This window comes from Vibrio jasicida CAIM 1864 = LMG 25398, assembly GCF_000400365.1.
Lineage (GTDB): Bacteria > Pseudomonadota > Gammaproteobacteria > Enterobacterales > Vibrionaceae > Vibrio > Vibrio jasicida.
In genome coordinates this window covers 1-15,367 of the sequence record NZ_BAOG01000107.1, presented here as the reverse complement: position 1 = coordinate 15,367, position 15,367 = coordinate 1, and the positions used below count along the sequence as shown (strand labels likewise).

16 protein-coding genes and 2 pseudogenes are annotated in these 15,367 nt (G+C 43.8%); 12 read left to right on the top strand and 6 right to left on the bottom strand.

The annotated features are described in order from the left end of the window. Window positions 1-5: 5 nt before the first annotated feature. A complete protein-coding gene (locus tag VJL_RS23240) occupies window positions 6-1,451 on the top strand; it encodes a TrkH family potassium uptake protein (protein ID WP_038870160.1) in 1,446 nt (481 codons plus the stop codon). Between the two features lie 26 nt (window positions 1,452-1,477). After that, window positions 1,478-2,113, top strand: coding sequence for a DUF3157 family protein (locus tag VJL_RS23235; protein ID WP_038881681.1), 636 nt, complete (start codon window positions 1,478-1,480; stop codon window positions 2,111-2,113). 36 nt (window positions 2,114-2,149) lie between these two features. Here the strand turns inward: VJL_RS23235 and trhA are convergent, their stop codons facing one another. After that, window positions 2,150-2,803: a PAQR family membrane homeostasis protein TrhA gene (gene trhA / locus VJL_RS23230; protein ID WP_038870163.1), complete on the bottom strand. Its 654-nt coding sequence runs from the start codon at window positions 2,801-2,803 to the stop codon at window positions 2,150-2,152. Between the two features lie 72 nt (window positions 2,804-2,875). Next, window positions 2,876-3,682 carry a sporulation protein gene (locus VJL_RS23225; protein WP_038881680.1) on the bottom strand — a complete coding sequence of 269 codons (807 nt, stop codon included), beginning with the start codon at window positions 3,680-3,682 and terminating at the stop codon, window positions 2,876-2,878. A gap of 295 nt (window positions 3,683-3,977) precedes the next feature. Here VJL_RS23225 and VJL_RS29220 point away from each other — a divergent pair, with 295 nt between their 5' ends. The 5 genes from VJL_RS29220 (at window position 3,978) to VJL_RS23205 (ending at window position 7,940) form a co-directional block, all read left to right on the top strand. Then, window positions 3,978-4,145, top strand: coding sequence for a hypothetical protein (locus tag VJL_RS29220; protein ID WP_010645766.1), 168 nt, complete (start codon window positions 3,978-3,980; stop codon window positions 4,143-4,145). Between the two features lie 122 nt (window positions 4,146-4,267). After that, window positions 4,268-4,534, top strand: a complete 267-nt coding sequence (locus tag VJL_RS23220) for a YihD family protein (protein ID WP_038870166.1) — start codon at window positions 4,268-4,270, stop codon at window positions 4,532-4,534. Window positions 4,535-4,845: 311 nt separating this feature from the next. After that, complete coding sequence (gene ccoG / locus VJL_RS23215; RefSeq protein ID WP_038870167.1) at window positions 4,846-6,267, top strand: cytochrome c oxidase accessory protein CcoG; 1,422 nt, start codon at window positions 4,846-4,848, stop codon at window positions 6,265-6,267. 48 nt (window positions 6,268-6,315) lie between these two features. Further along, window positions 6,316-7,302, top strand: a complete 987-nt coding sequence (locus tag VJL_RS23210) for a serine/threonine protein kinase (protein ID WP_038870169.1) — start codon at window positions 6,316-6,318, stop codon at window positions 7,300-7,302. Window positions 7,303-7,337: 35 nt separating this feature from the next. Further along, window positions 7,338-7,940 carry a thiol:disulfide interchange protein DsbA/DsbL gene (locus VJL_RS23205; protein ID WP_038870173.1) on the top strand — a complete coding sequence of 201 codons (603 nt, stop codon included), beginning with the start codon at window positions 7,338-7,340 and terminating at the stop codon, window positions 7,938-7,940. 63 nt (window positions 7,941-8,003) lie between these two features. On the opposite strand, the gene yihG is transcribed toward VJL_RS23205, so the two are convergent. Then, window positions 8,004-8,882: a 1-acylglycerol-3-phosphate O-acyltransferase, YihG family gene (gene yihG, locus VJL_RS23200; protein ID WP_038881679.1), complete on the bottom strand. Its 879-nt coding sequence runs from the start codon at window positions 8,880-8,882 to the stop codon at window positions 8,004-8,006. A gap of 165 nt (window positions 8,883-9,047) precedes the next feature. On the opposite strand from yihG, the gene VJL_RS23195 reads away from it, so the two are divergent. Further along, window positions 9,048-10,004: a DUF2860 domain-containing protein gene (locus tag VJL_RS23195; protein WP_038881678.1), complete on the top strand. Its 957-nt coding sequence runs from the start codon at window positions 9,048-9,050 to the stop codon at window positions 10,002-10,004. Between the two features lie 46 nt (window positions 10,005-10,050). On the opposite strand, the pseudogene VJL_RS23190 reads toward VJL_RS23195, so the two are convergent. Further along, a pseudogene (locus VJL_RS23190) lies at window positions 10,051-10,668 on the bottom strand (magnesium chelatase subunit ChlI family protein); the annotation flags it as partial. 462 nt (window positions 10,669-11,130) lie between these two features. Between VJL_RS23190 and VJL_RS23185 the strand changes: the two are divergent. Continuing rightward, complete coding sequence (locus tag VJL_RS23185; protein ID WP_439654175.1) at window positions 11,131-11,466, top strand: hypothetical protein; 336 nt, start codon at window positions 11,131-11,133, stop codon at window positions 11,464-11,466. Window positions 11,467-11,790: 324 nt separating this feature from the next. Next, window positions 11,791-12,084, top strand: coding sequence for a hypothetical protein (locus VJL_RS23180; RefSeq protein ID WP_038881677.1), 294 nt, complete (start codon window positions 11,791-11,793; stop codon window positions 12,082-12,084). Window positions 12,085-12,330: 246 nt separating this feature from the next. Here VJL_RS23180 and VJL_RS23175 read toward each other — a convergent pair whose 3' ends face one another. Then, window positions 12,331-13,227 carry a hypothetical protein gene (locus VJL_RS23175; protein ID WP_152436678.1) on the bottom strand — a complete coding sequence of 299 codons (897 nt, stop codon included), beginning with the start codon at window positions 13,225-13,227 and terminating at the stop codon, window positions 12,331-12,333. A gap of 194 nt (window positions 13,228-13,421) precedes the next feature. On the opposite strand from VJL_RS23175, the gene VJL_RS23170 reads away from it, so the two are divergent. After that, window positions 13,422-14,216 (top strand): GIY-YIG nuclease family protein, encoded by a 795-nt coding sequence (locus VJL_RS23170; protein ID WP_160167713.1) that lies wholly within the window; start codon window positions 13,422-13,424, stop codon window positions 14,214-14,216. Between the two features lie 107 nt (window positions 14,217-14,323). Here VJL_RS23170 and VJL_RS29560 read toward each other — a convergent pair whose 3' ends face one another. Beyond that, on the bottom strand, window positions 14,324-14,491 hold the full coding sequence (locus VJL_RS29560) for a hypothetical protein (RefSeq protein ID WP_153645163.1): 168 nt from the start codon (window positions 14,489-14,491) through the stop codon (window positions 14,324-14,326). A gap of 298 nt (window positions 14,492-14,789) precedes the next feature. On the opposite strand from VJL_RS29560, the pseudogene VJL_RS23165 reads away from it, so the two are divergent. Next, window positions 14,790-15,367, top strand: a pseudogene (locus tag VJL_RS23165) (formylglycine-generating enzyme family protein); the annotation flags it as partial.

The following is a 15,367-nucleotide window of genomic DNA, read 5'->3' as shown; positions in this document are numbered from 1 at the left end:
TTCCTATGGTCAACTTACGTCCCGTACTGTTTGTTATCGGGCTGGTTTTATCCAAACTGGCCCTTTTTATGTACGTGCCGACTTTGGTCGCGTTTTTCACAGGTACGGGCGGATTCCTCGATTTCGCCCAAGCCGTTGTGATCACCCACCTAGCCGCATTCATCTGTTTGACGATTGGTCGAACCGCTAAATTCAAGCTCAGTGTTCGCGATATGTTCCTCATCACCAGTTTGGTGTGGACCATCGCCAGTGCCTTTGCAGCATTACCATTCGTATTCATCAACCACATTAGCTTTACCGACGCTTACTTCGAAACCATGTCTGGCATCACGACAACCGGATCTACAGTGCTCAGTGGCTTAGACAACATGGCTCCGAGCATTTTATTGTGGCGATCTATCTTGCAGTGGCTTGGGGGTATTGGCTTTATCGTAATGGCGGTAGCTATCCTACCAATGCTTAACGTTGGTGGTATGAAGCTGTTCCAAACCGAATCGTCTGATTGGTCTGATAAAAGCAGCCCAAGAGCCAAGACCGTCGCGAAGAACATCGTATTGGTGTATTTGATGCTGACAGGCTTGTGTATTGTGGGTTATTTGCTGACTGGCATGAACCTGTTTGAAGCCATCAACCACGCCTTCACCACCCTATCCACTGGCGGTTACTCAACGTCTGACGGTTCGATGAACCACTTCTCTAATGGTGCGCACTGGGTCGCCACCACCTTTATGTTCCTTGGTGGTCTGCCATTCCTGTTGTTTGTTGCCGCGTTACGTAAGCGCAGTGTCGAAGTCTTAATACGAGACGCCCAAGTGCGCGGTTTTGCCTACTTGTTTTTGTTCTCAAGTCTCGTGGTTTCTGCTTGGCTCGTGCTTCGTGATGGTTACACCATTTTGGATGCACTGCGTGTATCCATGTTCAACATCGTCTCAGTCGTTACGACCACTGGCTTTGGTCTAGAAGACTTCACCGCATGGGGCGCCCTCCCAACGACACTATTTGCCTTCTTAATGATGGCAGGTGCATGTTCGGGCTCGACCTCTGGCGGGATTAAAATCTTCCGTTTCCAGATCGCGATGACGTTACTTAACAAGCAAATCATGAAGCTGATTCACCCATCTGGCGTATTCGTTCAACGTTATAACCAACGCCCAGTGAACGACGATATTGTTCGCTCAGTGGTGGCATTTGGCTTGATGTTCTTTATTACCATTATCTTCATCGCTGGCTGTTTAAGTGCGCTTGGCCTAGACCCTGTGACCAGTATTTCTGGTTCGATTACTGCGGTAGCAAACGTAGGTCCTGGCATGGGTAGCGTGATTGGCCCAACAGGTAACTTTGCGCCTTTACCAGACACAGCGAAATGGCTCCTAAGCTTTGGTATGTTAATGGGACGCTTAGAAATTTTGACTATTCTTGTACTGTTCTTCCCGGCGTTTTGGCGTAGATAAGCAGACTTAAAATAAAAGGTATAACAATGAAAACATGGATCACTCTGGCTACCCTACTAGCCACTTCATCCGTTTACGCGGCAGAAGTCGTGAAGCTTGCGGATGGGCGCGAAATAAAACTGAACGACGACTTCACGTGGGAATATGTCGTGAATAAAACCGCACCAAAGGCCACAGAAACGACACTAGAAAACGTTGAAGCGGTAGAAGCGGCGGCAGTGGTAGCCTCGACAACAGCCGTAGCAACAGTAGCTGCACCAGACACAACAACAGAGATAGCGACGATTCCAGTTGTGAACAAGAAAGTCGGAACCACCGTTGTTGTAAACGCGAAGAAGCCAACCATGCAGCTGTCTGATTCAGGCGTGGATGTATTGATTGGCTCGGCGAGCTATGAAGATGGTGAACTGATTTTCCCAACTTCTATCACTAACCAAAGCTCACAATCAGTGATTCAGGTAGAAGTGGAAGTACAGGTATTCGATATGGCTGGCAAACAATTGGCGAAAGAAAACATCACGGTTTGGCAATCTATCAAACGCATGGCAGATACCTACCTTCGCCCACAACAAGCCGAGCAAGGTAAAGCGATTAAACTGGCAGTGCCTAAATCTCAGCAGTACCAGTTCTCGGCAGAAGTGTTAGAAGTGAAAACTCGCTAATATATGGCACATCACTTTGTCGAGTTTATCTTTATGTTAGATAGGCTCGACAAAGTAATAAATCGCAAAGAAGTGACAGACACAACCCGCCAACACAAAGCCATGCCAAATCGCGTGATTAAAAGGAATTCGTTTGGCAACGTAGAAAATCACCCCTATTGAATACACCAAACCACCCGCAGCTAAAAGCGTCAAACCACCAATATCCAGATTTATCGCCAGTTGGTAAATCACAATCAACGATAACCAGCCCATAACCAAATACGTCATCAAAGACAATTTTTTGAATCGATAGACAAACGCGACTTTCATGATGATACCGATCAGAGCAATGGTCCAAATCACAATCATCAACCCAATTGCTAGTGGCGTACGTAGGCTCACTAATAAAAATGGCGTATAGCTACCTGCAATCAGTAGATAAATAGCGCAGTGGTCAAACGTTTTTAGCCAGCGCTTGGCTTTCGGATATGGGATCGCATGGTAAAGCGTGGATGCCAGAAACAAGACAATCATACTCGAGCCGTAGATAGCCATACTGGTAATGGTCAGCGCATCCGCTTGATGATCGAAAGCCTTGATGAGAAGCAGAACCAAGCCAACAATGCCGAAGATCATTCCAATACCATGCGTAATGGAGTTGGCCAGTTCTTCGCCCTGACTGTATTGTGCTTTCTGAGGTGAGGACATGAACGCGCCTATACTAGAGTTTTGAATATTCACTCTAGTATGGCACATTAGGCTTACACGTGTAAGCTTAAATTAGGACTCGTGCGCTGCGGTAGTTTGATCAAGATAGTTGAGCACTAATGAGCCAACATCATCCAATTTAGTATTGATTGGAATACTCAACTCACGTTTTAATTTCCCACTGCCGAGTAGGCTAGCTAACATGCCACAAGCACCACTACGAGTCCGATCAACTTCAAACCATAACTTCAGGTTTGTCTCGTCGCGGTGAGCAACAAACTCCAATTCTCGCCATACTCCGTGATATGGGCCGTCGGTTGGCACCATTTCAAACTCTTGCACAAATGGGAGGTCAAAGCCTTTCACTTCTTCGCACTCCACTTGTCGAATACGCAAACCTTGCGATTCAAAAGCAGACAAAATGGCATCCATAAGTGGGTCGGGTCTAACAGTGAGAATGTCTTTGTCGGTTGGATCTAGTGCCATGGCGACGTCTAAGCCAGTTTCAAGCCAGACTTGGGCATCACCAATAGTGACAGGCGTGTTCCATGGTACGTCGAGCTTCACGTCAAAGGTGCGCTCTTCACCAGGGTGAATGGTAAATGCATAAGGGAGGTTCCACTTCGCCAAAACATGAGTCTGCGGCACTCTTCGCATACTCTGTCCTTCACGAGCACCACGATCATCTGGGGCTTCTGCGATATAACGACAGCAAAGTTTGAGGTCGATATTGTCGATCGCTTGCTCTGTCGCTCCACCATAGACATGGATAGAAACATCCACGCTCTGGCCGGGATATAGCACATCTTGATTCAGGACCGAGTCGACCTTAGCACTACCGATCCCAAAACTTGCCAGTGTCTTCTTCAAAAATGACATATGCACCTCCTTCGTAGAATTCTCATACTACTACTGCTGATCATGGGATCAAAACAAATTTCACCTTGTTCTAAGCTCAAAAACGATAAAATCCATACAATTCAACTGTTCAACTATCGACCAATTATGGCAGGAGTGCTAACCTATACACGATATGCATGCATATCATTATTCCTGATTCATTATTTGGATTGGCGAAAGCCAGAAGAGCCACCCTTCAAGCAGTTGAAGCTCAACTCATAGTGACTCAGGCCATTACATCGGCAATGGATATGCCTGGCAGTTAGGTATCTAAATGCGCCCAACAACAGTCAGGTTCGCACACACTAATCGTAGTGCAATGCGCCGTCGCAGTGGTTTTACTGCTGCGCCAAAGGCAAAACAAGTTGCGCCAACAATGACTCTGGTTGAGAAGACAGCGATTATGCCAAGTGTTCCAAACAAAGTTATTAAAGCAGCTTAATTAAAAAGCGCGGCAGTCACCGCGCTTTTTTCTTTTCTCTCCGCCCTTTCCTATTTGGTGTTCGCCAAGCAATTTGATACCTTTAGTAGCAAATAACACCTATAAATTCTGTGGAGAAAGAAATGAAGTGTCATCGTATTGAAGAGCTGCTTGAGCTACTAGAGCCAGAGTGGCATAAAGATCAAGAAATGAACCTGCTACAGTTCATCGTTAAACTGGCAAACGAAGCGGGTTATGAAGGCAAATTGGAAGATCTGACTGATGATGTGTTGATCTACCACCTAAAAATGCGCAATAGCAGCAAAGACGAAATGATCCCAGGTCTAAAGAAAGACCAAGAAGATGACTTTAAAACCGCCATCCTTCGCGCTCGCGGCATCATCAAGTAAACGGCTCAACACCCAAGACTGATAAGCGACTCATTTGAGTCGCTTTTTTTTATAACTAAATCAACCAGTTCGAAAAGCCATTTATAACTGTTCAGCCATTTATCAGGTTAACTGTACTGACTTTTGTTGTTAAACGTTGACAGTGTTAAAGAAACGGAATTGTTATTGATTGTATAATCGCCGTTCATCAGTATTTACTAAAATAATTATGCCCAGTCATGATTCACCGTCTGGGCAAAACAGCAATGTCATTGAGCGTCATCAATAGAAATGTCGCCGCACATTATAAGAGCCGAAAGAAGGAAGCGTTCATGAGTCAGGATAAGATCGATATCAAAGATGTGACTCCCAAAACCTTTAATCCCAAAACCCACAAAGGGAATGGGGACCGTTTCAACCCAAGTAATCGTATCTATGTGCGTGAGAGCAAAGGCACCTTTCAAAAGCTACGCCGTTATGGTGGTTGGTTTTTGTTGTTGCTGTTTGCATTGGTTCCGTGGATTCCTTACGGAGAGCGCCAAGCCATTTTGCTGGATATCGGAAACCAGCAGTTCAACTTTTTCGGCACCACTCTGTACCCTCAAGATCTCACCCTGCTCGCCCTGTTGTTTGTGATTTCCGCTTTTGGGTTATTCTTCATCACCACCTTTTTAGGTCGGGTTTGGTGTGGCTATCTGTGCCCACAAACCGTGTGGACCTTCATGTATATCTGGTTTGAAGAAAAGCTAGAAGGCAGCGCCAATAAACGCCGTAAACAAGATTCCAATAAGTTGACCACCAATTTGGCGATACGCAAAACCCTCAAACATATCGCGTGGTTTGCGATAGCCCTTGCGACAGGTTTCACCTTTGTTGGTTACTTCGTACCGATGAAACAGTTGGTTATCGACTTCTTTACTTTCAATGCTAACTTCTGGCCAGTGTTCTGGGTGATGTTCTTCGCCATTTGTACTTACGGTAATGCAGGTTGGATGCGCTCTATCATGTGTATTCACATGTGTCCTTATGCACGCTTCCAATCCGCCATGTTCGACAAAGACACCTTCATTGTTGGTTACGATACCAAACGCGGAGAAAAGCGAGGTCCTCGCTCACGTAAAGCAGATCATAAACAAATGGGGCTCGGTGACTGTATCGACTGTGATTTGTGTGTTCAGGTCTGTCCAACTGGCATCGATATTCGCGATGGCTTGCAATATGAGTGCATTAACTGTGGTGCATGTATTGACGCCTGTGACAAAACCATGGAACGCATGGGCTATGAAAAGGGTCTGATCAACTACACCACAGAACATCGCCTCTCAGGCAAGAGTACAAAGGTCATGCGTCCCAAACTGCTTGGTTATGGTGCAGTATTATTGGTGATGATTGGCTTGTTCTTCCTACAAGTCGCATCCGTTGACCCGGCAGGTATGAGTGTACTGCGTGATCGTAATCAGTTGTTCCGCGTTAATAGCTCAGGTGAAGTGGAAAACACCTACACCCTCAAAGTGATCAACAAAACCCAACAAGTTCAAAAGTATGACTTAAACGTGGAAGGCTTGAGTGATGTCAGTTGGTATGGCAAACAAACGATTCAAGTTGAACCTGGAGAAGTCTTGAACTTACCAATGAGTCTTGGCGTTGATCCTGACACGCTAAACTCCGCGATTACGACAATTCAGTTTATACTCACCGATAAGAGCAACGAATTCACTATCGAAGTAGAAAGCCGATTCATCAAGAAGCTATAACTTCGAAGACCAATGGAAAAAGGCTCAGTAATGAGCCTTTTTATTTATATGTCCCAAGGTACTTTCAATTTTGATGCCCTGACGCCCGACTTTATGTGGTACGCGCTAGAGAGCATCGGTATTCGAGCAGAGTCAGGATTTCTGCCTCTCAACAGCTATGAAAACCGCGTATACCAATTCACTGACGAAGAACGCCAACGCTACGTAGTGAAATTCTACCGCCCAGAACGTTGGAGCAATGAGCAAATTCAAGAAGAGCATGATTTCACGCTTGAACTGATCGACAACGAAATTCCCGTCGCCCCACCCGTTCGCATTAATGGTCATACCTTGCATCACTATCAAGGTTACGGCTTTGCTTTGTTTGAGAGTGTTGGCGGTCGTCAGTTTGAAGTGGATAACCTCGATCAATTAGAAGGCGTTGGTCGCTTTTTAGGTCGTATTCATAAAGTGGGAAGCAAACAAGCATTTCAGCACCGTCCAAGCATTGGTCTACAAGAGTATCTCTACCAACCAAGAGAGATTTTGCAAAACGCCAATATGATCCCAATGCATTTGGAAAATAGTTTCTTCAATGATTTAGACATGCTGATCAAATCACTCGAAAACCACTGGCAAGATGGCTTTAAATCCATTCGTCTGCACGGTGATTGCCATCCGGGTAACATCTTATGGCGTGATGGGCCAATGTTCGTCGATTTAGATGACTCACGTAATGGCCCAGCGGTGCAAGACTTGTGGATGCTACTCAATGGTGAACGTCAAGATAAGCTAATGCAATTGGACATTGTTTTAGAAGGTTACCAAGAGTTTTGCGATTTTAACTCGGCAGAATTGAAACTAATCGAGCCACTTCGCGGTCTACGAATGGTGCACTATATGGCATGGCTAGCAAAACGTTGGCATGACCCGGCATTTCCGCTCGCTTTTCCATGGTTCAATGAGCCAAAATACTGGGAAGGTCAGGTCCTTGGATTTAAAGAGCAGATTGCCAACTTAGAAGAAGCACCACTGTCTTTAATGCCTCAATGGTAAGTCGGGCCGAACAATTCAAAATGGAGATTATTTAAATGAAAAAGCTGTTCGCACTGTTTTCTATGCTGATGCTTAGCCTGTCGGCACATGCAGCGCAATTCAAAGAAGGTGAACAATACAAAGTATTGGATCTAGAAGCATCAAAGAAGCCTGTCGTTACTGAGTTCTTCTCTTTCTACTGCCCACATTGCAATACGTTTGAACCTATCATTCAGCAGTTGAAGAAGCAGCTACCTGAAGGGGTGAAACTGCAAAAGAACCACGTGTCATTCATGGGGGGCAACATGGGGCCTTCAATGAGCAAAGCCTATGCGACCATGGTTGCGCTTAAAATTGAAGATAAGATGGTACCCGTGATGTTTAACCGCATTCACAACATGCGTAAAGCACCACGTGACGACGCAGAGCTTCGTCAAATCTTCCTAGATGAAGGTGTAGATGCGAAGAAATTCGATGCTGCATTCAAAGGCTTCGCGGTGGATTCAATGGTTCGTCGCATGGACAAGCAATTTGAAAACAGCGGCCTAACTGGTGTACCTGCAGTGATCGTGAACAACAAGTACCTAGTTCAAGCGCAAGGCATCAAATCAACTGAAGAATACTTTGCTCTTGTAGATTACCTACTGACACTTAAGTAATTCGAATTGAAAATGAAAAAGGGGAGCAAGATGCTCCCCTTTTCAATTTAACTTTAGCTCGGATTATTTATGAATATCTTGCAGCAAGATATCTTTCTCTTGCCAAACCTCGCCTAACCATTGCTGGAATTGGCGCTTGTACGGCTTATCATTGAAGTAATCCCCCAATACCTTCTCATCCACAGGCAACAAGTTCACACGCACCACAATCTTGGTCATACGGCCCATCAAAATGTCTTTAAATGGTTTATCTGTGTTTTCTGGGTAAGCTAATGTCACATCGATAATGTTCTCAAACTGATCACCCATTGCCGCTAATGTATATGCGATACCACCTGACTTAGGCTGTAATAAGTATTGGTAACCGGCACGGCTCTTACGCTGCTTCTCTTGGGTAAAACGAGTCCCTTCGACATAGTTCACTACTGTGGTCGGAGTATGTTTGAATTTGGAACACGAACGGCGCGTGGTTGCCAAATCTTGACCACGTTTGTGTGGATTACGAATCAAAAACTCCCGCGAATAACGACGCATAAACGGCATATCCAGCGCCCAACAAGCCATTCCGATAAAAGGCACATATAATAGCTGTTGCTTGAGGAAAAATTTTGGCATTGGAATGCGATCTTTAAACACGCAACACAGTACAACAATATCAGTCCAACTAAGATGATTACTGATCAAGAGGTACCAACCATCCTTCTTTAGGTTTTCACCGCCTTCAATATCCCATTCAACGCGATTGAATAAGGCAAGAATACCCATGTTGATGGTGGCCCAAACCCACATCATTTTATTGGCCGCCTCTGTCCCCTTAGCTTTGAGCTTTGCTGTTGGAAGCAAAAGCTTAAAAATAGCAATGATACAAATTGCGATGGAACAAATCGCAGAATTTATAATCACAAAGGAAGCGTTAAAAATGAGTAACAAATATGCCAACATGGTAACCAATCGATAACTTGTGCGCGTGAGCAATAAAACAGCGTGTAATTATACGAATCCATTGCCATATTGGAACATTTGTAAGAATGGTCAGATTTGTTGCAATGTAAAACTGGACCACCGCTCAAACAAATATTCTTCATTCGACAAATAAGGAGAACGCGAATGAATCCAAGGCTAACCTTACTGCCTTTGGCCTTTATCGTCAGCACAGCTCAGGCTCAACTAGCAGAGACCGCAGGTTTTAGCGGCGAAGTTTCATTAAATGCTGGCTTCGTCTCATCTGAATCCCACTTTAATACGGATAACAGCAGCACTATTAATTCTCTCAATGAAAGCGCCGAGAGCGACAGTTCTTTCATTGCTGCCCCTCTAGGCAACGCAGCTTATACATTCGGTCACCGACTTAACCACCAAGTGTATGCAGGTACGACACGTTCCGATATCGCTATCGGTACTTTGGCATTCCAATTGGGCTATAAATACCAATTAGATTCAGGCACTGTGCTCGATTTCTCATATTTACCGACCATTTTGGAAGGGGAAACCTGGCAAAACCCTTACTTAACCAATCAAAAAAGAAAAACCACAGATGAGGGTGGCAACGCCTTTCGTTTCCAGATCAACCGCTTTTTAGACGATAACTTTAATCTTGATCTGGCTTACGCAGACAAAGACGTAGAAAAAGACACCGTGACCGATCCATCACTGGCCCGTGATGCTAAGATCTACCACATCAAAGGTGACTATCGAATTCCACTCAGCCGCACATCGATGCTACAACCCGCATTTACTTACATTTATCATGATGCAGATGGCGACGCAGAATCCTTTAACTCTTATGGATTGGACTTAAGTTGGTTCCAGTTTATCAATCGACATCGTGTTGCCTTAACTGCCGGCTACACGGTTAAAGACTTTGAATCAGCAAGCGCGACGTTTGGTAAAACTCGCAACGATGATAAGTTAAGTTTGTTTGCTGCATACGAGTACAAAAATGTATTTGATTGGGACAACTGGTCTTTCATCTCACTAGCAGGCTATAGCAGTACGGATTCCAACATTACTTTTTATGATGAAAAAGAGTACTTGTTGTCGGTCGGTTTAAACTACACCTTCTAACCCTTATACGCAGCGAGTACAAACCAGACTCGCTGCGAAATAGCTTCTATACCGCCTGTGCGGTTAACTGCTTGAGCAATCTATCCATCGCTCTGTACCCTAACGCTTCTGCAAGATGCGTTCGTTCAATCGCTGCAGAGCCCTCCAGATCAGCAATCGTCCGCGCAACTTTGATAATCCGGTGATAGGCACGAATCGATAACCCAAGACGATGCAGCGCATTCTCTAAAAATTCCGCATCGGATTTTTGTAATGGGCAGAAAGCTTCAATTTCTCGGCTCCCCAACAGGGCATTTACCTTACCACTGCGTTGCAACATACTCTCTCTGGCTAAGTTGACCCTTTGTTTTACTACGGAGGTTGGCTCACCTCTATCACCTCCTTCAGCTAACGTACCTTTCGGCAGTGCAGGAATCTCTAACGACATATCAAATCGGTCAAGCAACGGCCCTGATAGTCGACCAAGATAACGCAAAATCGCCTGGGGATTTGTACGAGATTGGTTACCTTCGTAATAACCCGTAGGGCTCGGGTTGAGCGCTCCGACCAACTGAAATCGAGCCGGAAAACGGGTTTTACCCTGCGCACGTGAAATAATGATCTCCCCCGACTCTAATGGCTCCCTTAAAGAGTCGAGTACTTTACGATCAAACTCTGGCATTTTCCTAATATCGATTTTGATTAAGAAATATTGTCAATTAGAGACTTGTAATATTGTCAGTGTTAGTGGAGCGCATCGCTTCAGATGTAAGCGGAACGATAGCAATGCAACTTAGTTTTTAGTCGAGCAACCATCTATGTCATCCATTTAATCCAACCTTTTTGCCCACTTGCCCCATTGAATGGATATTCAATATTTATAAAAAACTATTATTGCTCTTGGGAGTGACTACGGGTACAAGCGGAAATAAACTGTGTGTCAACGCGGAGCGTTGTCCACATTTTATTCCGTGATCTTGCGGAGCAAGATGTGCCTGTAGTTGAGCGACCAACCCAAATTCCATACCCAAAACCTATCTCGATCTGTACATTGGCTCGCTAGTTTGATCTCAGACATCGGCACATTTCTGCCCCAAACCTTCACATGCGGCACTTTGTTCTGCCTTGGCTAGCTCGAAGTTTGTTAATGATCACAATACATCTGTCGAATCCCATACTTACTGATATTCAGAAGCACTACCCTAGTGATATGAATACAAAGACCTTCCTTCTCGCACAAATCCATCGAGCAAAACTGGATTGTGACAAATGTTTAGACGAGCTTCTTGATATGTTGAGTCAAGCCTTGATGCGAACCGATTCCACAGAAATCGATTGGCATTTAATGAACGACTTGGTGGACGATGATATACTTTTAATCATTGCATTGACCGATGCAGACTTAACGATCAACTTTAATGAACTTGTACTGCGAGAGGCGGTGAAGTTCGTCATGGCGTTTAGTCACGAATTACCGCATTAACGCCACTTTTTGCACATACGACCCAACGCTTATTTGTCCAAGGACGTGCTGACGCCGATCTCAGCAAACACGCCTTTGCCCCATTCTGTGCTAGCGTCAATTGAGCCTGTTCCCTGTTGCTCTGCTTCATGACTTAGGTTTACTAACACGTTTTACATGTTTACATAAGAAGGATACTTCGCTGAGTAACAATGAAAATTCAGCGACTTTGTTAATTGCTCAGTTGACTATAGGACAGCTATAATTTCAGCTACTGCTTAGTTGTTATTTGGTACTGGTTAACATCCAAGTAATGATTAATCTTATCAGCGACAGGAGTTCACAATGAAAGTTTATGGACAAAAAACGATAGAGGTCGTTGTTGATCGATGTTGTGATATCTGTGGCACTAGCGTGATGGTCGATTCAAATGGCGTTAAGTTAGAAGAGGTTGGTGAGCTGACTGCTAACTGGGGATTTGGGTCAAAAATGGACGGTATTACTCACCACCTTGATATGTGTGAAAGTTGTTTTCAAGTTGCATTATCTGCTCTAAAGGAGCATCGTCGAAGCATTGTGATGTTCGATGATGAGCAAGACCTTCCCGATGAAAGATTTGGTCAACAACCTGTTGGCTAAAATCAGACTCGCGTGTTAGTGAAACAAGCCGTTTCCCAATTGTGCAACAGCCTGTTGCACAAATCAGTCAAAATCAAAAATGCCCCAGAGTGTATTTCGAACACAGTAAGCCTCAATAAGAATAATTTGGGCAACAAATTGTTGCCCAATTGTGCAGGAGCCCCCGGAACTTTCACGCGATGTCTATGAGTAATCAACTCCCTCTTTGAGCTTGTCAGTGATGTAATTAGAACCCTTGAACAAGTGTTAAAGGTTGGACTGGGCCACTTTTTCCCTTTTATCTATAAGGGCATGAAACCCTTTTACCGCAGAGAAAGTTGCATACTGAACGATCTTTTGAATATCTGCATCAGGAGTCTCTTTAAAGGGGAGGCCTGTCAGTTCCACTGCAAATTTCCAGTAAATGGCACACATATCAAACGTCCAATTAGGGCGGCACTTTCTAAGTTCGCAAAAATCTTCGTTATTATCTATTGGTGGTTCACTATCCATATAGTCAAGCCACAGTACCATTCGCATTTGAAGAGAAGCAGTTAGATCAATGGGACGCTTACTCCAGCCGGGGAACTGAAAATGTAAGATCCTTTCGGGAGCAAAGACTATATCGTAATGTCTGTAGTTATCCGGGATGAAATCTTCAGCTAACTGGTAGTAGCCTAAAGAGTGCATACTATGGTGGAAGGCATGTGAATCCTCGAAGCTTTCAATTTTTACTGTCCGGTACACTTGGCCTTTCTCATTCAATACCGCACTAAAAAATGTTCTGTCTAAACCTACACGCGCACGCAAATTTTCAGATAAGCGACTAGGATTATTACTTGATATAAGTCTCTTAACATCTTCATCTTTCAGTGATGGGGGCACACCGTGGATAGTTGAGGAATATACCTTGCCATTGGGCGAATATAATACATTCACAGGATAGGTATTGACAGCATCAACCATGGACAGTTGATTGATAGCCTTGTGCCAACCTCCAGATATCCCATTTTTTTCTGCAATGATATCAAGAGCTCGACTAGTACTCAGCTTACAACCTAAAGACGTAGCTTCTTTCTTAATTTTTTTTACGTCATTACGGCAGGCTTTCACTGTTCTACCTGACGGAAAGACCAAATGGTTGGTTTTATTGGATTTGGACACAACTAACCCCTTAACACAGGATAATGTGTAGCCACCGACACACCTGCATCTCAAGTTAAGTTGCAAGAATGAGAGAATTTGCTTGTCTGATGTTGGTCTGAAGCGACCTTCGCCGTTGGGTGGCTAACTGGGACACACGAACCCCGTAGCACAAAGCTTACATAAGTCTCATCTTTTTGACAAGAAGTTAAGACTTGAAGGATGATAAATATATTCTATTTAACAGAGCGTTAGAGGTTACGATGTTTACAGTTTATGGACTAGTTGATCCATTGACCTATACTATTTTTTACGTTGGACGCACAAGACGCGATGTAAGGATCAGATTAAAAGAACATTTAAATGAGCCGCATACTTTCTCACTTAAGCATCAACGAATAGAGAAGATTTGGTCAGAAACGGATGAGCCGATTAGTGTGGTTGTTCTTGAGTCGGACATTCATGATGAAAAAACGGCCTTCAGTAAAGAGGTATTCTGGATGCAGATGTTATTGAATACCGGAAACCAGTTAACTAATTCTTCGGTTGATTTTAACGACAAGCTATTTTTAAGAGTTGATACTTTAGAAACAAAACCCACGACTGTATCCCCTTTCCAAAGAGGAACAAATCATCAAAATCAAAACTCAGACGAAAGTGTATCGTACAAATCAGCCTCGCATAGCTGGGAGCAAGATATTTCAGACATTGAAAACGAACCAACAATAGCCGAGCGTTATTTGGAAGAAATGGATGGGTGCTTTTTTCAAATCGAACATTATCTTCCCCCGCATAAACTATTAAAAGAAACTTACCTAACAGATGAAGACATACAAAACCGACGACTCAAAAATATAGAGAATGCTCACCTGATTAACCGGGGAATGCCAATAACACCTTTAGAAGAAGAAAAAGCTAAAGCGTTTTATGAGGCCAACCCAGATCTTGATACTTTAGAACGCTACTTTCAGCGAAGCCGTTTATCTTTGGAAAAAATGATAGAAATATAACGGTTATTGATATGGCTACAGAGCATGTGAGCGCAACAATGAGACCGGAGCTTGAGCCTGATTTAGTCACTTAAGAAGTGCGGACTCTTTTGTCATGATTTCGAGTATTAGGAAGATTTCAGTTTCTTAACGGTAACTGTTGGGTACGTCATAGAAGATTGACTAGATGTCTGCTTGAGGAGTTTGTTAGCCATCTTTATTTTACTAAGCCTACGCTGTTCAATGACTTCTTTCACATTAATCTTTGGCGCATCCTCTAATTCTACTTTTTTCACTTTCAGCCTCCAATAACCGATCCCGTATAGGACAAAATCACACAGATATTCGTTCCAACATTAGTGTTTCTGTGTGTGATTTAAGCATCAATTGATGCAATAGGCAAAGTCACTGGGTGTTTTGGGATCGATACAATACAGTGGAGCAAGACCGCACATGTGCTTTCTTGCTAGTAGCCATCAAAGTCTTTTCTAAAACAGGAACGAAGTCGTTATAACTAGTTATACAGTCGCTTTGAAACTGTTTTCGCCTTTTATTTTTGCGTAAAATATGCTCATAAAGTAAAAGGAATACCAAATGAAAAACAGATGGTTAGGTATGGCTTGTGTGCTTCCTTTATTGGTTGCGTGCAATAGCGAGAATTCGGCAATCCCAGTGTCTAGCGAGACCGTATCTCAAAAGCAAATCGATACGATTGTGTCGAACATCAATAAGCTTTATCCAGAGGCCACTCAAGAGCAAAAATTGAGAGCAGCAAAAACCGTAGTTCGAGCAATTGAAGAACTAGTGTTTGTTGAAGGTGGAAGTTTTGAGATGGGGGACTTTGGTGCGCCATGCGAAATTCCAAGTGGCACACCAAGTCGAATGGATTGGTCACCGGATGTGCAGTGCTTTAGCTCCCCAAGCACCGGAGAAACCGGTGCTTATAACCTGCACAAGGTAACATTAGACTCATACTCCATTGCAAAATTTGAAACGCGCTTTGTCGATATGGAGTGGATGCGATGGATCAATGGATTACCAGTAGCGAAAGACTTTTATAATGGTTCATCTGACCGAGCAACTATTGAACGAGATTCTGAACGTTATGTGTATGCAATGGAGGACGGGCAAAATACTGCGGCATCTGCAAAGAAATGGCAAGAAGCGAAAGA